At 28.4% G+C, this 17,664-nt stretch carries 20 protein-coding genes and 1 pseudogene; 14 read left to right on the top strand and 7 right to left on the bottom strand.

Going from position 1 to position 17,664, the window contains the following annotated elements:
• Positions 1-9 precede the first annotated feature (9 nt).
• From ACFEL4_RS02410 to ychF, 3 genes are all read right to left on the bottom strand, one after another.
• On the bottom strand, positions 10-663 hold the full coding sequence (locus tag ACFEL4_RS02410; protein ID WP_375317948.1) for a hypothetical protein: 654 nt from the start codon (positions 661-663) through the stop codon (positions 10-12).
• Positions 664-682: 19 nt separating this feature from the next.
• The gene (locus ACFEL4_RS02405) at positions 683-1,180 is read right to left on the bottom strand and encodes a hypothetical protein (protein ID WP_375317947.1); all 498 of its coding nucleotides are present in this window, start codon (positions 1,178-1,180) and stop codon (positions 683-685) included.
• Between the two features lie 74 nt (positions 1,181-1,254).
• Positions 1,255-2,352 (bottom strand): redox-regulated ATPase YchF, encoded by a 1,098-nt coding sequence (gene ychF, locus ACFEL4_RS02400; protein ID WP_375317946.1) that lies wholly within the window; start codon positions 2,350-2,352, stop codon positions 1,255-1,257.
• Between the two features lie 300 nt (positions 2,353-2,652).
• Between ychF and ACFEL4_RS02395 the strand changes: the two genes are divergently transcribed.
• Together ACFEL4_RS02395 and ACFEL4_RS02390 are read left to right on the top strand one after the other, a co-directional pair.
• Positions 2,653-3,474 carry an IS1595 family transposase gene (locus ACFEL4_RS02395; protein WP_375317945.1) on the top strand — a complete coding sequence of 274 codons (822 nt, stop codon included), beginning with the start codon at positions 2,653-2,655 and terminating at the stop codon, positions 3,472-3,474.
• Between the two features lie 217 nt (positions 3,475-3,691).
• Positions 3,692-4,426 (top strand): ETX/MTX2 family pore-forming toxin, encoded by a 735-nt coding sequence (locus tag ACFEL4_RS02390; protein WP_375318353.1) that lies wholly within the window; start codon positions 3,692-3,694, stop codon positions 4,424-4,426.
• Here the strand turns inward: ACFEL4_RS02390 and ACFEL4_RS02385 are convergent.
• A complete protein-coding gene (locus tag ACFEL4_RS02385) occupies positions 4,349-5,734 on the bottom strand; it encodes an APC family permease (RefSeq protein WP_375317944.1) in 1,386 nt (461 codons plus the stop codon). The two genes, ACFEL4_RS02390 and ACFEL4_RS02385, sit on opposite strands and share 78 nt — an antisense overlap.
• Before the next feature lie 215 nt (positions 5,735-5,949).
• Between ACFEL4_RS02385 and ACFEL4_RS02380 the strand changes: the two genes are divergently transcribed.
• From ACFEL4_RS02380 to ACFEL4_RS02370, 3 genes and pseudogenes are all read left to right on the top strand, one after another.
• Positions 5,950-6,771 (top strand): IS1595 family transposase, encoded by an 822-nt coding sequence (locus tag ACFEL4_RS02380; protein ID WP_375317943.1) that lies wholly within the window; start codon positions 5,950-5,952, stop codon positions 6,769-6,771.
• 66 nt (positions 6,772-6,837) lie between these two features.
• The gene (locus ACFEL4_RS02375; RefSeq protein WP_375318352.1) at positions 6,838-7,458 is read left to right on the top strand and encodes a DNA adenine methylase; all 621 of its coding nucleotides are present in this window, start codon (positions 6,838-6,840) and stop codon (positions 7,456-7,458) included.
• A 90-nt stretch (positions 7,459-7,548) separates the two neighbouring features.
• Positions 7,549-7,686 (top strand): annotated as a pseudogene (locus ACFEL4_RS02370) (DpnII family type II restriction endonuclease); the annotation flags it as partial.
• Here the strand turns inward: ACFEL4_RS02370 and ACFEL4_RS02365 are convergent.
• Positions 7,650-7,778: a hypothetical protein gene (locus ACFEL4_RS02365; protein WP_375318387.1), complete on the bottom strand. Its 129-nt coding sequence runs from the start codon at positions 7,776-7,778 to the stop codon at positions 7,650-7,652. The pseudogene ACFEL4_RS02370 and the gene ACFEL4_RS02365 overlap by 37 nt on opposite strands.
• Between ACFEL4_RS02365 and ACFEL4_RS02360 the strand changes: the two genes are divergently transcribed.
• From ACFEL4_RS02360 to sepF, 9 genes are all read left to right on the top strand, one after another.
• Positions 7,759-8,295 (top strand): hypothetical protein, encoded by a 537-nt coding sequence (locus ACFEL4_RS02360; protein ID WP_375318390.1) that lies wholly within the window; start codon positions 7,759-7,761, stop codon positions 8,293-8,295. The genes ACFEL4_RS02365 and ACFEL4_RS02360 overlap by 20 nt on opposite strands.
• Entirely contained in the window at positions 8,190-8,579 is a 390-nt protein-coding gene (locus tag ACFEL4_RS02355; RefSeq protein ID WP_375317942.1) for an IS1595 family transposase, read from the top strand. The genes ACFEL4_RS02360 and ACFEL4_RS02355 overlap by 106 nt, the downstream gene beginning before the upstream one ends.
• Positions 8,580-8,812: 233 nt before the next feature.
• A complete protein-coding gene (locus tag ACFEL4_RS02350; RefSeq protein WP_375317941.1) occupies positions 8,813-10,744 on the top strand; it encodes a hypothetical protein in 1,932 nt (643 codons plus the stop codon).
• 171 nt (positions 10,745-10,915) lie between these two features.
• A complete protein-coding gene (locus ACFEL4_RS02345) occupies positions 10,916-11,986 on the top strand; it encodes a hypothetical protein (RefSeq protein WP_375317940.1) in 1,071 nt (356 codons plus the stop codon).
• A gap of 152 nt (positions 11,987-12,138) precedes the next feature.
• Positions 12,139-12,603 carry a division/cell wall cluster transcriptional repressor MraZ gene (gene mraZ, locus ACFEL4_RS02340; protein ID WP_375317939.1) on the top strand — a complete coding sequence of 155 codons (465 nt, stop codon included), beginning with the start codon at positions 12,139-12,141 and terminating at the stop codon, positions 12,601-12,603.
• A 4-nt stretch (positions 12,604-12,607) separates the two neighbouring features.
• Entirely contained in the window at positions 12,608-13,555 is a 948-nt protein-coding gene (gene rsmH, locus ACFEL4_RS02335; RefSeq protein WP_308150010.1) for a 16S rRNA (cytosine(1402)-N(4))-methyltransferase RsmH, read from the top strand.
• Positions 13,556-13,582: 27 nt separating this feature from the next.
• On the top strand, positions 13,583-14,851 hold the full coding sequence (locus ACFEL4_RS02330) for a hypothetical protein (protein WP_375317938.1): 1,269 nt from the start codon (positions 13,583-13,585) through the stop codon (positions 14,849-14,851).
• Between the two features lie 35 nt (positions 14,852-14,886).
• Complete coding sequence (ftsZ, locus tag ACFEL4_RS02325; RefSeq protein ID WP_308150008.1) at positions 14,887-16,092, top strand: cell division protein FtsZ; 1,206 nt, start codon at positions 14,887-14,889, stop codon at positions 16,090-16,092.
• A gap of 6 nt (positions 16,093-16,098) precedes the next feature.
• Positions 16,099-16,380 carry a cell division protein SepF gene (gene sepF / locus ACFEL4_RS02320; protein ID WP_308150007.1) on the top strand — a complete coding sequence of 94 codons (282 nt, stop codon included), beginning with the start codon at positions 16,099-16,101 and terminating at the stop codon, positions 16,378-16,380.
• Between the two features lie 337 nt (positions 16,381-16,717).
• Here sepF and ACFEL4_RS02315 read toward each other — a convergent pair whose 3' ends face one another.
• Positions 16,718-17,107: an IS1595 family transposase gene (locus ACFEL4_RS02315; RefSeq protein WP_375316929.1), complete on the bottom strand. Its 390-nt coding sequence runs from the start codon at positions 17,105-17,107 to the stop codon at positions 16,718-16,720.
• Positions 17,002-17,538, bottom strand: coding sequence for a hypothetical protein (locus ACFEL4_RS02310; protein ID WP_375317285.1), 537 nt, complete (start codon positions 17,536-17,538; stop codon positions 17,002-17,004). The genes ACFEL4_RS02315 and ACFEL4_RS02310 overlap by 106 nt, the downstream gene beginning before the upstream one ends.
• Positions 17,539-17,664 lie beyond the last annotated feature (126 nt).

The raw sequence follows: 17,664 nt of genomic DNA, 5'->3' as shown, positions 1-17,664 counted from the left end.
AAATTCTCCTTACTTTTTATTTACTTTAAGTAAAAACTTTTTTTGTTTCTTTTCACGAATTAATTCTTGTTTTTTGATTTTATAGTTTTGCTTCATCATACTACGATTAGTATAAATTTCGTAGTATGAATTAATAAAAGTAAATTTACGACGCATAATTCAAAAGTAAACTTGAACAACCAAAATCGAAAAGATACTAATGATAATAAAGATAAGGGCAAGAATAGGATTAATTCAATTGTAATGACTACCTCATAAAATTTCTGATTGCGAAATATAAGTTCATTGTACTTCTGAACTTAACATGGTACTAAGAATTAAAAATCAAAAGGCAATATAAAACATACGATTACTATACTTAGAAGAAATATTACTTACCTTAGGAGCAAAAGTTAATAGTAGCATACTAACTATTAATAAAAATAAAAAAAGCGCAGGATTATATAATAAATTTAAAATATTATATTTAAAATCTGTCAGACTTAAATTATAAAGTTGATACTTAGCAACATTAATAGTAGCAAATAATGAAAAAATAAAACTTCATATAAAAGGTATAGCACAAACTCCTAAGTAGGCAAAATATGCTTTCTTTATTTTTTTTTCATAAGGGAAAAAAACTGGTTTTTTAGTTTCAAGTTTTTCTAAATCTATCTTATTCATTAATATGCTCCTACTTTTTTTATTTTTGATTTGGTAATTCTTCAACTACTAAAATTAACATAATAGCTGCGATAATTTCACATAACCATATAACTAATGTTATCAAAGAAAAAAACAATAACACAGGTATTATTCAAAATACGAAACTACCACTTAAAATTAAAGTTGATAAAATTAAAGTTGAAATGGCAATGATACGAATTGAACGTTTCTTTTTTAGTTTTTTAGCTGGCAACATGAAACAAATAACATTAATTAAAACTGCAATTCCTACATATGATAATGATAATGCTAGTTCTAATTTAGTTAATTCAAAACCTAATTTTTTACCAACAACAGCATCTACTAATAACAATATTAAAAAAATAACACTACCGGCAATATGGGCAATAGGGCCTCAAAATAATAAACCACGGGCTAATTTTAATTTTTTTATTAAATCAAAACGCTTAGTCTTTTTGTTAACAATATAATTAGATTCAACAGGATTAAATGTTTGTACATCACTACTTAACATAAATAAGTTCTCCTTTTCTAAATAGTTTTTTCGTATTAATTATAACAAAACTATTAGATTTTTATATTATTAATTTAAACATTAAAGCGGAAATGACAAATATCACCATCTTGAAAAATATATTTTTTTCCTTCAACACGTAGTTTTCCTTGATCTTTAACATTCTTCTCGCTACCAAATGTTATTAAATCCTGATAATTATAAACTTCAACTCTAATAAAACCTTTCATAAAATCAGTATGAATAATACCAGCACATTGTGGTGCTTTCATACCTTTAATAAAAGTTCAAGCATGAACTTCTTTAGGACCTACTGTAAAGAAAGTTGCTAAATTTAATAATTGATAAGTAGCAACAACAATTTGATTAATTCCTGAATCAGAAATATTTAATTCTTTAAACATTTCTGCTTTCTCTTCTGGTTCTAATTCTGATAATTCACATTCAGTTTTAGCGCAAACGACAATTACTTCAATTTTTTTCTTACTCATGTATGGCTTTAATATTTCAACATATTTATTAGTTTTAGTTTCTAAATCATTCTCGCCAATATTAGCAATAATAATTAATGGTTTAGCAGTTAAAAAATTATATGATTTAATTGTTTCTAAATCATCATCGCTTAATCCTTGATCACGAATAGCAATTTCTTGGCTTAATTTTTCATTAATTTTTTCTAACAATGCAACTTCGGCAATTCCTTTTTTATCTCTTGTAATTTCAGCTTTTTTACGAACTTTTTCTTTTCTTTTACTAATTACTTCTTGATCAGCAAAAATTAATTCCAATTCAATAGTCTCAAAATCATTGATAGGATTAATTTCACCTTCCACATGACTAACGTTAGCATCATCAAAACAGCGAATTACTTCACAAATTGCGTCAACAGTTCTAATATTACCAAGGAATTCATTACCTAAACCTTCACCTTTACTAGCACCACGAACAATGCCAGCAATATCATGCATTTCTAAAATAGTTGGAACAATTTTTTGGGGATTAAAAATTTTAAGTAAATTTTTAAATCGTTCATCATTGACAGGAACACTACTAACATTTGGTTTTATAGTGGCAAATGGGTAGTTTTCAATTAATACTTGAGAATTAGTAATGGCTTTAAAAAGCGTTGACTTACCAACATTAGGTAATCCAACGATACCAGCAGTTAACATATTATTCACCTGTTTCTTTTTAATTATATGATTATATAGTATCATATAACATGTAAAGATTTTAAGGTAAAAATAAAAGATTAATCATATATCTCTATTCCTAAAAATTTAATATAAATTTCTAAAATAGTTCCTACTAGAGATGTTATACTTTTAGTGAAAAGTAATCGCAACATATAAAAATGTTTAAATTATGTTTTAATACTCTGATTCATTTTTATGTAAAACTATAACAAATCTTAATCAATAATATATTATTGATTAACGGACTTCTCCCCACATGTACTTGTGGAGGAAACAATGAAATTGAATGAGTTCAATAATACTTTTCAAACTGAAAAACAATGTCTTGCATATATAGCAAGTTTGAAACAAAGCAAATGTATTAGGTGTTCTAGTTTTAATTTGAATACTTCTAATTTAAGAAAAATGAGATGTTTGAAATGTCATCAAACATTCAGTATTCTCACGGGCACTATATTTTCAAAGTCACAAACACCTTTAATATCTTGGTTTTATCTCATCTTTAGATGAATAAACACCAAACATGGAATTCCATCAACTGATGTTGCAAAAGAATTGGGAGTGACCTTGAAAACAGCTTGAATAATGGGTCATAAAATCCGAAGTGCCATTGCTAAACAAGAACCTCAATTCATTGTTGAGGGCATAGTGCAAATGGATGAAATGTATCTTTCACATATGGGTTTTAAAAAACAAGGAAGATACTTGTTGAACAAAACCTTGATTGTTGGTATTTATGAAAAAACAACCAACAATCTGATTGTGAAAGTATTGAAAAACGCAAACAGTAAAAATCTTTTGCAGTTTGCAATAAACCACATTTCTTCAAAGTGTGATGTACATACTGATTCTTGAAAAGGATATCGCGATTTGAAATCGGTTTTCACTAAGCATGAAACAGTTAACCATCAAGATGGCTATGTTTCAAAAACTGGTGTAAATACCAACCAAATTGAGTCAGTATGAAAACATATACGAAGAACATTTAAAACACATATCAAAGTTGCAAAACATCATATTCATTTATATGCAAAAGAAGCTGCATATAAATTCAATAACATACCTAGTTTTGAAACTGTAATGCTATGTCTAATTTAAAAATGTGGGGAGAAGTCCGTAGATAGGATTTTCTCAGCATTTATGTGATAAAATTTAAAAATAGTACATAAAGGGAGAAAAGCCTTGATTAATTATGAATAATTACTTTTCTAAAAATAATTTTATTTACTCCAAGGTGGGGTTTATTATGATTAACAAACTAATATTATTTTCTTCTATTACCATTACTAACGGGTTAAATTTTTTATAATCTCCCTTAAAAGAATTCACGCACATTTATAATGAAAACTCTGTTATAAATATTAATGATTATATTCAAGGAGCTTTTGTATATGCTGAAGATATAAAATGTTATTCAGGTTGAAAAATTGATAAAATTGAAGATGTAAAACTTTCTAACTTAAAAACTACTGATGCTGTAGGTGAAACAATTGGGGACCCTGAAATTATTTCTCAAGATAAAACTTTTGAGTATGTCGGTGAAAATATTTTAAAAAATTATAATGATTTAGAGCAAAATATAGCAACTATGAGTTTTACAAAAAAGATAGGTGAAACTGTATCTGCTTCTATTACGCAAGGAATTAAAGTAAGTGAAGAGACGGATATTCTTGTTGACAAAACTAACGTAAAAGTAAGTTTAAGCGGTACTATTGCTGAACAACATTCAGAAACTAAGGAGTATACTGTTCCAGCACAAACTATAAAAGTCCCACCTCACTCTCAGGTAAAAGTCACAGTTTATTGAAGCCAAGTTCAAATTATTCAAAAAGTAAAAACTAGTTGTAAACTTTCAGGAACTGTAACAGGTAAATGCTATTCATCAGAACTAACAGCAGTTGTGGTTGTAATTATTTCTGTACTTATTATAGAATTTAATCTTGATTTTAAGTTAATTTTATTATTAAGTTTTTTATTGTTTTTGCTTGTTAATTATCATGCGTTTTTTAGTAAATTCTTTAATATAGTAAATAGGAAACCCTGCTACTAATACTCCACAAACAATGAAGCATTTATACAAGATTCATCAATCATGACTATCACGGGCAAAGACATACATAGAAATAATAGCACCGATTAAACATAAAATATTACCAATAATAGTTGATAAAAATAAAACTCAATATCAAAAATTATTAAACATACGTTTATATGTTGAATCTTGATAACGTAATTTTAACGCGACACTAAAAGCAATAAATTGTAAAACCGTTGTGGCAATAATGAAGTAAGTAATAACACTATACAACTGGTCTCATAATACATAAACTGATGATAACAACATTAATAAAACAATGGCTAAATAAGGTGAATTAGTAGGATTATTAGTCTTGCTAAAGATATTAAACAAGTCATGTTCTTGGGCTAACTTATGAACCATTCGTGAATGGTAAAGCAAGAAGGCATTGAGTGAACCTAAGAAAATAACAATTGATAAGATATTAAACGCTAAAGCAAAACCGTGAGGAATTGTTTTACTACTTAAAATAGCTTCACTCCATAAATTGTTTGAAAAAGCATTTAAATTGTTACTAATATTAATGGTTATAATGGCAACAGCTAAAATTACATAAACACCAACTACTACTAAAATAGCAATAATTTTCGCACGAATAATATTTTTGCGTGGTTCTTTAATTTCACCTGCTACATACGTAACAGCTTCAATTCCTGAATAGGCAAACATGGTCATCGCCATGGCTGGTAATAGCATATAAGAAGTTAAAAATAATTGATGTAAATTTTTAGTAACTTCTGGTTTTTCAAAATTAGCAAGACTCCCATAAACAATCGCTAGTATCATTACCAATAAAATGGGAATGAATTTTAAAACTGTAAAGATAGTTTGTGAAATTCCTACTATTTTTTTTGTATAAATATGAGTTAAACCCATTATTACTAAGACACCAATTCCTATTAATTTAATAAGTCATGGATTAGTAATTGCTGCTAAACTAGCAATTAAATTACCACATGCAATTGTTGCACTAGCAATCGCAGTTGCTGCTACTAATAATACTAAGATTCATCCAAATCAAAAGGCTGTTGCTTGAAATTTAGCTTTTTTTAGTCATGTATAAGCAGTTCCATTTTCAGGATAACTACTAGTTGTTTCGGCAAATAATAGTAGTCCGGGAATGATTAGTATAGCCCCAATAATTCATGCTAATAACATTAAAATGGGATTATATTGGGCTTGATATGCTACTTGACCAAAGGCTATTAAGATTGATGAACCTAAAGTAGCACTAATAGCCATCATAGTTACGGTTAATAAACCATATTTTCTTGTTAACATTAAACTTTGTTTCTCCTTTAAAATTTTTAAATAATAATGCTTAGTAATATTAGACTTAAAAATTAAATAAAGCAATAGTTTAGATACGTGTTAATTTATGATTTTGATAATAAAAAAGAGAACCTAATGGTTCTTAATAATCAATGTGAGACTTCGGTTACCCATTGATTAATTTTATATCGGACTTCTCCCCACATGTACTTGTGGAGGAAACAATGAAATTGAATGAGTTCAATAATACTTTTCAAACTGAAAAACAATGTCTTGCATATATAGCAAGTTTGAAACAAAGCAAATGTATTAGGTGTTCTAGTTTTAATTTGAATACTTCTAATTTAAGAAAAATGAGATGTTTGAAATGTCATCAAACATTCAGTATTCTCACGGGCACTATATTTTCAAAGTCACAAACACCTTTAATATCTTGGTTTTATCTCATCTTTAGATGAATAAACACCAAACATGGAATTACATCAACTGATGTTGCAAAAGAATTGGGAGTGACCTTGAAAACATCTTGAAGAATGGGTCATAAAATCCGAAGTGCCATTGCTAAACAAGAACCTCAATTCATTGTTGAGGGAATAGTGCAAATGGATGAAATGTATCTTTCACATATGGGTTTTAAAAAACAAGGAAGATCCTTGTTGAACAAAACCTTGATTGTTGGTATTTATGAAAAAACAACCAACAATCTGATTGTGAAAGTATTGAAAAACGCAAACAGTAAAAATCTTTTGCAGTTTGCAATAAACCACATTTCTTCAAAGTGTGATGTACATACTGATTCTTGAAAAGGATATCGCGATTTGAAATCGGTTTTCACTAAGCATGAAACAGTTAACCATCAAGATGGCTATGTTTCAAAAACTGGTGTAAATACCAACCAAATTGAGTCAGTATGAAAACATATACGAAGAACATTTAAAACACATATCAAAGTTGCAAAACATCATATTCATTTATATGCCAAAGAAGCTGCATATAAATTCAAGAACATACCTAGTTTTGAAACTGTAATGCTATGTTTAATTTAAAAATGTGGGGAGAAGTCCGTAGATAGGCTTTTCTCAGCATTTATGTGATAAAATTTAAAATAGTACATAAAGGGAGAAAAGCCTTTTATAATCAATGATATTTCTTCTGAATTAATTAATGCATATAAAGCAATAAAAGAAAATCCACAAAAATGAATGAAATTATTAGATGAACATGAACTAAATCATGGTTTAAACTCTAAAGAATATTATTTTCTTATTAGAGAGCAAGATCGGGATATAAATTGAAATAAAAAAAATATTTTTATTAAAACCGCTAGATTAATTTATTTAAATAAAACGTGCTTTAATGGTTTGTATCGCGTTAATAAATCTGGATATTTTAATGTTCCTTGAAATAAAAAGGAAAAAATTAAGTTATATGAAAAAAACAATATTTTAAATTTAAGTAGAATTTTAAATAGTAATGTTGAGATTTTAAATAGTGATTTTGAAAATGTCTGTAATTATGCACAAAAAGGAGATTTTATTTTTTTCGATCCGCCATATGATTTAATAAAGAAAGATACTTTTGATAATTATACAAAAGATAAATTTGGTATTGAAGGTCAAAAAAGACTATCTAATTTGGCTCATAAGTTAAAAGAAAAAGGCTGTTATGTTATGATAACAAACCACAATACACCATTAATAAATGAGTTATATAAAGATTTACTATTGATGTAGTTCCTGTAAAAAGAATGATTAACTCTAATGGAGAAGGCAGAGTGGGAATAGAGACTATTATATACAACTATTAATGAAGGGATAATAGATATGAAAAGAGCATTTACAAGTATTATTGATAATCTTAAAACCACAATAGTTGACTATGAATATTATGTTAACTTTGAAAAAATTTACTATCAAGTTTGAAATTACCTTGTTGAATTAAATATTTTGAATTTACTAATTGGCTCAAAAAATATTGAGGAAGATTTTATAAAAATTACGGACTTCTCCCCACATGTACTTGTGGAGGAAACAATGAAATTGAATGAGTTCAATAATACTTTTCAAACTGAAAAACAATGTCTTGCATATATAGCAAGTTTGAAACAAAGCAAATGTATTAGGTGTTCTAGTTTTAATTTGAATACTTCTAATTTAAGAAAAATGAGATGTTTGAAATGTAATCAAACATTCAGTATTCTCACAGGCACTATATTTTCAAAGTCACAAACACCTTTAATATCTTGGTTTTATCTCATCTTTAGATGAATAAAAACCAAACATGGAATTCCATCAACTGATGTTGCAAAAGAATTGGGAGTGACCTTGAAAACATCTTGAAGAATGGGTCATAAAATCCGAAGTGCCATTGCTAAACAAGAACCTCAATTCATTGTTGAGGGCATAGTGCAAATGGATGAAATGTATCTTTCACATATGGGTTTAAAAAACAAGGAAGATCCTTGTTGAACAAAACCTTGATTGTTGGTATTTATGAAAAAACAACCAACAATCTGATTGTGAAAGTATTGAAAAACGCAAACAGTAAAAATCTTTGGCAGTTTGCAATAAACCACATTTCTTCAAAGTGTGATGTACATACTGATTCTTGAAAAGGATATCGCGATTTGAAATCGGTTTTCACTAAGCATGAAACAGTTAACCATCAAGATGGCTATGTTTCAAAAACTGGTGTAAATACCAACCAAATTGAGTCAGTATGAAAACATATACGAAAAACATTTAAAACACATATCAAAGTTGCAAAACATCATATTCATTTATATGCAAAAGAAGCTGCATATAAATTCAATAACATACCTAGTTTTGAAACTGTAATGCTATGTTTAATTTAAAAATGTGGGGAGAAGTCCGTAGATAGGCTTTTCTCAGCATTTATGTGATAAAATTTAAAATAGTACATAAAGGGAGAAAAGCCTTTTATATTTCTTGTCACTTTTCGCAATTAATTGCTTACAATTCAACAATGATAATGACATTTAATTAACCTAATTCTAAACTAGAGTAGTAAAGGAAAAATAATACGATATAATATATATTAAAATCTATATCATCGGAGTACTTTTTCATGAAAAGAAAATTAAATTTATTTTTTGCAACTAGTTTATTAACAAGTTCTAGTCTTACTGCATTAGTTTTTGTTGTTAATTTTAATGAAGCTAACAATCAAATTATTAATCTTACTAGTAGTAACGTTGATAATCAAACCGCTACTAAATACGCTAATGAAACATCAATTGTTGGTAAATCATTGTTAATTGGTCAAAATCAAAATTTTAATACTAACGACCTTTTAAACAATATGTATGGACAAAACCAAAGCAAGGATATTAATAATTTGAAAGGTGATAATTCTGGTAATGATTTTATTAAAAATTGAACAACCAATTTAGATGGTAATAGCATTAACACAATCCAACCATTGTTCCAACGCCATGGTGCTAATCAAGATAGTATTGATAAAATAACCAAAAATATTAGTAGTTATCAAAAATATGCCACTTATTTACCAATGATTAAAAGTTATTTAAATAATAGTTTTTTATCACAAGATAAAAATGTTGATTTAATAGATACTGCTTTAAAACTTGTTAAAGGACTAATCCCTAATATTGATAATTATTTATCTTACAGTACTTATTTGCCAATGGCAACAAGCGCAGTTAAAGAACTGTTAAGTGATTGAGATCAACCACAAGATTTTAGTGGTGATAATTTACTAGCAAAAATGAAAGATTATATGTCAAAAAAAGGTACATATGCTCAAGCATGACAAAAGCTTAATGATTATGATAATTGACATTATGTTGAAACAAGAGCTAGTGGTTGAAACTGAACACAGTTTTATGAGTACATGGCTGGTGTTAATTTTAATTATATTTTTAAATTAATTTCAGGAAAATATATTGGTGATATGATAGCTGATAATATTACAACTACAGTTGGTTTACCAACAGGTTTTAATACTGATGGTTTTCTTAAGACATTTACTGATACTATTAGTAAAATTGTTAATACACCTGCTGCATTGCCATATTTAATTAAAACAATAGTTCCGGTGCTAAAAGCAAAAGTATTAAAAATGGAAAATCCTACTTTAGGAATTAACAGTGTTACTTGAAATGATGATAGTGCTAATAAAGATATTGCTATCAAAACAGTATTACTGGAATTACAACATTTACTATCATCAGCAGGCCATAATGATTTAATTTCATTAATATCTGATTTGTTAGGTGGACCATTTGGTGAAGATATTGTGATTAAAGCGACAGGTTGACCAGTAACTTCGTATTGAACTTTGCCTGAAATTTTTTCTAAATTTTCATTTATTATTAGTATTCATGACATTGCCACTAAAGTTGCTGATAGTTTAACTGATGCTTTAAAATCAATTCCTATTGATGATTATATTAATAAAGTTCTTGATTTTACTAATAAATATTTAACAACTAATCCTGTCATTAAATTGCAAGATTTATCTAAATATTTAGATTTAACGGTTGATAAAACAGAATTTACCACTGCTCTTAATGATATTAAAGATATTATTGATAATCCAAGTACTACTACTCATAATGTCAAAGAAGTGTTAACAATATTAGGTGTTCAGTTTAATGGTGAAACTACTTTTAAAGTTGGTAGTGTTTTGGATAGTTTAAGTGCATGACTTAATACACCAAACAGTAGTATTAATCAACTACTAGGGATTATCCAAGGTGATAAGAACCATCCAGGCATTATTAATAATATGATTACCGAACAAGAAAGATTATATCAAGATGAATATACTAAATATTTTGATATTAGTAATACTACTTATTTTATGATTAGTGATGTGAAAATGAAAAAATATAAAGAAGATAATGGAATAACTAGTGCTGTATTAAGTTATCAAATGTTAAATAAATTAAATGGTAATCATTATCAAATTTCTTTTACTAATAATGATTTTGTTAATACGAAAGATTTTAAGTTAACTTTATTTCATCAAATTTAAAAATGTTAAAAATATAATGTTATTGTATTGTATTTTAATATTATTAGTTTTATAATAGTTTTATAAACACATAAATGGAATATTTGCTTAATTTATTTAATCCTATTTAGTAACTATACTAGATAGGTTTTTTTGTGTTTAAAAGTAAAAAAGAGAAAGAAGATAGTAAAAATGCCAATAACAAATAATCAAGAAGATAGCCAAGTTTTAGTAAGAAACGAAGAAGAATTAGCAATTAAAATAGAAGAACCTGTAGTAAACACAGTAATAAAAATATCACTTGATGACAAAATTGCAGTTAGTCAACAAATTGGTTGTCTTATGCAAATGATTAAAGATAATCCTTTTGCTAAAGATTTAACTAACTTTTTAACCAATTTTAATAATCAATTAGGAAAATTAATCAGTGATAATTTATTACAAATTAAAACTATTCTTAGCGACTTTGAAAAAAATATTAAAAGTCAAACTGGTATGTCATCAGCAAATATTTTAAAATTAGTTTTATCAGTTGTTTCATCAATTGGTGCTGCAACTATTACTTTAGCTTTACATAATGCACATCCAATTGCACAATTAATGAATATTACTAATGCTGTTGCTAGAACAGCAGGTACTGTTTATGAAATAGCGCGTGGAAATAATTTAACTCCTTTAGAAGAACAAATTCTTGCAGGACTTGGTATACTTATAAATATTTCTTATTTCATTTCAACTTTAGAAGTAAATGTGGCAGACACAATATTTAAAACAGCGTTACAAGCAACAGATTTTACAATAGGAAATCCATTACCTTATGGCCTATTCACAAGTACTACTATTACAGGAGGTCTTAGTGCTGTACTAAATTTATGTAAAGCTCGTTTAAAAGCAGCAGGAGCAGGAAATGGAAACCTATATAAAACCCTAGATAGAATATCTACTATTTCAGGTGTCACATGTCAAACTGGTGTTCTGGCTGGTGGAGTATCATTATTTACTGTTAAACCAGAACTTTCTACTAAAGGTATAGTTGGTGGTCTTGTTGATGGTACATGTGGATTAACAGCTTCACTAATAGGACTATTTAATAATCCGAATTTTTATAAAGAAAATCCTATTGAACAGGAATTAAAAGAAATTATTGTTAATGTTAAAGAAAAGATTAAACCTTTTTGCCCAGATACAGTAATTGAAATTGAAACCTTATCTGAACAAGTAAAAGACACAAGTAGTTTAAATTCCAACTATTCGTGTTCATAAATTAGTAAAAGGTAACTATAATAACTATTTAATAATCAATTCTAAGTAGTAAGTATCATAATATACTTACTACTTTTTTCTATCCCTATTTCCTATCATTTCTTCCCCTTTTATCCTTATTTATTGCAATTATTTTATAAAGATGAGATAATATGGGTAATAGTGGGAAAGTGTGGGTGATATTAATGCTACTAGGCCAAGCCATATCAACTATTGATGAGAAAAAGCGGATGATAATTCCAGCCAAGTTTAGGGGTTACTTTCATGAAAATGAAACAGTTGTTGTCTCCAAAGGTTTTGAAGGATGTCTCGTTATTCGTAACGAACCTGAATTCATTAAATGACAAGACAAAATTTTAAATCAATCAGAAGGACAGAAAGAAGCACGAATTCTAGCGCGACAAGTATTTGCCAACTCAGAAGAATTAAAAATAGATGGTAAAGGTCGCATTAACATTCCCCACTCATTATTGGTATTAGCTGATATTAAACAAAAAGTAATTATGATTGGACTGTCCAACAAAATTGAAATTTGATCAGAAACTAACTGAAATCGCTTTAACCAAGATACCAACGATAAATTTGAGTTAGCAGCAGCTACTCTAGATGAGATTTAACGATATGAATAATACCAATTTACTAGCACATGTTTCTGTTATGTTAACAGAAACTATCGATTTCTTAAATATTAAACCTGACGGGATTTATGTTGACTGTACCTTAGGCCGTGCTGGTCATAGTAAAGTCATCTTAAGTAAACTTACCTCTGGTAAACTATATGCCTTTGACCAAGATGAACAAGCCATTGTTCAAAGTAATGACATCTTACAACCCTTTGTTGATAAATATGAAATCATTAAAAGCAACTTCGTTCATCTTCGAAAACAATTGTTACAAAGAAACATTACGAAAGTTGATGGCATCTTATATGACTTAGGTATCTCATCACCACAAGTTGATGAAGATATTAGAGGTTTTAGTTATATGAAAGACGCTAAGCTTGATATGAGAATGGATCAATCACAAACACTAAGTGCTTGAGACATTGTTAACAACTATGATTATCAACAACTAGTAATGATTATTAGAAATTATGGTGATGAATCATTTGCTAGTAAGATTGCTAATAATATCATTAAAGCAAGAACTATTAAACCAATTAATACAACTTTTGAGTTAGTAGCGATTATTAAAAAATCATTACCAGCCAAAGCATTAAATAAACAACATCATCCTGCTAAAAAAACTTTTCAGGCCTTACGGATTGCCGTTAATAACGAATTAAACAACTTACAAGATTCGTTAAATCAAGCTTTAACTTTATTAAATCCCCAAGGCAGAATAGTAGTTATTAGTTTTCATTCTTTAGAAGATAGAATTGTCAAACAAACATTTAATAAAGTATTAATTGACCCTTTAGCCCAACTCTATGCCAAACTACCAATTGCTAGTAAGTGAACTCCTAAATATGAGTTAATCACAAAACGAGCTTTAGCACCAACGACCAAAGAAATTAACTTAAACCCACGAGCACGCAGTGCTAAGTTACGAGTTATTGCTTTTCTATAACTCTTAAAATTGTTTGGAGGTGAACTTATGAATTACCAAGAACTATATGTTGTTTGTCAAATTGAAGATTTCAATTTAAAATTAATGGTTAACAATTATGTTAATAATCAAATTCAAGTTCTATACAAAGCAAGAATAGAAAATGAACAGTTTGCTGAAAATGGTGTTATCATCAATCCTATTGCCACAGGTAATAGTTTACGCAAGATGCTTGATAAAATTAATAAAACTTTAAATATCAATGTGCAAAGAATTGTTTTAAGTTTGCCATCAAACAATTTAAAAATTTATCAATCACAAGCCATGATGGATTTTAAAGATGACAACCATATTATTACTAATGCTGATTGTAGCAAAGTGATTGATATGGCCAAAAACATTATTATTGATAGTACTGAGGTTGTATGCTTAACTAAACCTTACAGTTTTAAAGTTAATAATGAAAGAAGTAGTGAACAATTACCAATCGGGTTAAAAGGACAAGTACTGAATGTTGATGCGTTAGTTTATTCACTACCTAAAACTTTATATTCTTCACAATTAGAAGTATTTAAAAATGCACAAGTTGATTTATTAACAGTTACCCTAGATCAGTTTGCCCTAGCGTGTAATATTAATAACAACAATAATATTGTCTTAATTGATTGAAACTTAAATAGTACTAAAATTAGTGTATTTAACAATTCTGTTTTATATGCTACTACTAACATTAAAATTGGTTGAAATCAAATTATTCAAGCTTTAATGAAACAAATGCATTGTGGCTATGATAAAGCAGAAAAATATTTACAAAAGATTATTAACATTAATAGTAATTATTTATGTGATATTGTAGTTGATAAACATCTTAATGAACATAAACAAGAAATTTGCTTAACTAAATCTGATTTACAAACGACAGTGCAAAACCAAATTAATGAAATTATTACTTGTATTGAATATTTCCTAGACGAAGTAAGTAATAACAATAGTAGGGAAATGGAAGTTATTTGCACAGGTATTACTGTCGGATTAGCTGGCTTTGCTAATTATTTTAAAAATCATAGTAAACTAGCAACTATTAAATATATGTTAAATCAAAATTTAGGTGCCTACAGTTATAATTGAACTAGTTTAATTGGTGTTACCCACTACCAGCACTTGGTTAATGTTTTTAACAACAATATTATTTCATCGATAAATACTTTACCAATATTGCCAAAAGCCAATCACCATCGTTTACCACAAAATAATGAAACAAAAAAATATAATTCACCTAATTTCTCAAGTTATCAGTATAATGGTAATAGTAAATAGAATGAATTTCAAAAAAGTATTAAGGAGTTGAGAAAATGGAAAATGACAACACTAGTCAATTTGAACAGTTAGCCTCTATTATTAAAAACGATGTAGATGAAGACAATAAATTAGCCTCTATTCGTGTAATTGGTGTGGGGGGTGCTGGTAACAATGCTGTCAATCGCATGATTGAAGCGAAAGTAGAAGGTGTTGACTTCTATGTTGCTAATACTGACCAACAAGTTATTAATGCTTCGTTAGCAGCAAATAAAATTATCTTAGGAAAAGAATTGTCAAAAGGTTTAGGTGCTGGAGCAAATCCTGAGATTGGCAAACAAGCGGCAATTGAAAGTGAAGTTGAAATTAAACGTGCCCTTGGGGGTGCTGATATGGTTTTTATTGCTGCGGGCATGGGTGGTGGCACTGGAACTGGTGCAGCTCCGATTGTGGCAAGAATTGCTAAAGATTGTGGTGCCCTAACGATTGCCATTGTTACTAAACCATTTAAGTTTGAAGGACGTAATCGCAACGCTCATGCTGCGGTTGGAATTGAAAACTTAAAAAAACAAGTTGATGCTATTATCATTATTTCTAATGATAAGTTATTACAAGTCATTGGTAATATTCCTGTGAAAGATTCATTTAAAGAAGCAGATAATATTTTACGTCAAGGTGTACAAACTATTACTGATTTAATTGCTGTCCCAGCATTAATTAACTTGGATTTTGCTGATGTCAGAACTATTATTCAAAATAAAGGTAATGCGTTATTTGGAATTGGAATCGCAAAAGGTGAACATAAAGCCAAACAAGCAGCTACTAAAGCTATTTCATCACCATTACTAGATGATGTTGCCATTAAAGGTGCTAAAAATGCGATTGTTAATGTCACTGGTGGTGCAACAATGACTTTAACTGATGCTAATATCGCTGTGGATTTAGTGCGTGATGCTGCTGGTAGCGATGTTAACATTATTTTCGGTGTTGCTGTTAACGAACATTTAAATGATGAAATGATTGTTACTGTGATTGCTACTGGTTTTGATGAAAAATTAACAACAACATCTAATTTTGGTTTAACTTCTAAAATTGATAACCGCGATTTTGTTAATAGCACTAGTAAAACCCAATACATAAGTAATGAAATACAAGTTCAAACTAAGAAAAAAGAAGAACAACAACAAGCAATAGTTCAAGAAGCAATCATGGAAATTGATGATGATTTACCAACATTTTTAAGAAAAAGAAATCGAGGATAGAGTATTATGGGATGAAGAAAAAAACCAGTAGTTAATAATGATACTACTACTTCTATCAATAAGCATTTTAAAGAAGCAGTTCAAGAATTTGCTCCTAAAAGTTATCAAGAAATTGAACCGATGGCTAATGCTATGATTTTACAAAAACCAATTAAAATTGATTTAACAAATACTGTTGTTAACGACCGCAGAAGAATTATTGATTTTCTTTGTGGAATTTGTTATGTTGTGGGATTTACTGTTGATAAAACTGGCACTAATATTTATGAATTTAAAAATGAAAATTAAGAAAAATACAACTTAAAGTTTATATATTGTTTGCAAAGTAAATTATTCATGATAATATTTATAAGTATTCTAACTGTGAACAATGGTTAAACTATAATGTAAAATTATTAATTAACGAGAGATTTTAGAGATTGTTAATTAGATTACCAGGTAAATTTCAAATATTTACTGTGGGAATTATTCCTTTAATATTATAGTAAAGAGTTGTCCTTATTACCTGTTAGTCGTAATCTCAAGAGATTAGGTGGTTGAAAAACCAAGAATAGCGCAAAACTAAATGTTATTCTTGGTTTTTAATGTTTAAATATAATTTATTTTCGGACTTCTCCCCACATTTTTAAATTAAACATAGCATTACAGTTTCAAAACTAGGTATGTTATTGAATTTATATGCAGCTTCTTTTGCATATAAATGAATATGATGTTTTGCAACTTTGATATGTGTTTTAAATGTTCTTCGTATATGTTTTCATACTGACTCAATTTGGTTGGTATTTACACCAGTTTTTGAAACATAGCCATCTTGATGGTTAACTGTTTCATGCTTAGTGAAAACCGATTTCAAATCGCGATATCCTTTTCAAGAATCAGTATGTACATCACACTTTGAAGAAATGTGGTTTATTGCAAACTGCAAAAGATTTTTACTGTTTGCGTTTTTCAATACTTTCACAATCAGATTGTTGGTTGTTTTTTCATAAATACCAACAATCAAGGTTTTGTTCAACAAGGATCTTCCTTGTTTTTTAAACCCATATGTGAAAGATACATTTCATCCATTTGCACTATGCCCTCAACAATGAATTGAGGTTCTTGTTTAGCAATGGCACTTCGGATTTTATGACCCATTCTTCAAGCTGTTTTCAAGGTCACTCCCAATTCTTTTGCAACATCAGTTGATGGAATTCCATGTTTGGTGTTTATTCATCTAAAGATGAGATAAAACCAAGATATTAAAGGTGTTTGTGACTTTGAAAATATAGTGCCCGTGAGAATACTGAATGTTTGATGACATTTCAAACATCTCATTTTTCTTAAATTAGAAGTATTCAAATTAAAACTAGAACACCTAATACATTTGCTTTGTTTCAAACTTGCTATATATGCAAGACATTGTTTTTCAGTTTGAAAAGTATTATTGAACTCATTCAATTTCATTGTTTCCTCCACAAGTACATGTGGGGAGAAGTCCGTTAATGATTTTAGCAAATACACGTGCTAGTTCAAAACATGATGTATTAAAATACATTAAAGAATCGGTAAGACTTGAATTTATTATCTCTT

The organism is Spiroplasma endosymbiont of Virgichneumon dumeticola, from assembly GCF_964264745.1.
GTDB lineage: Bacteria > Bacillota_I > Bacilli_A > Mycoplasmatales > VBWQ01 > Spiroplasma_E.
This window is presented reverse-complemented; position numbering and strand designations above follow the sequence as displayed.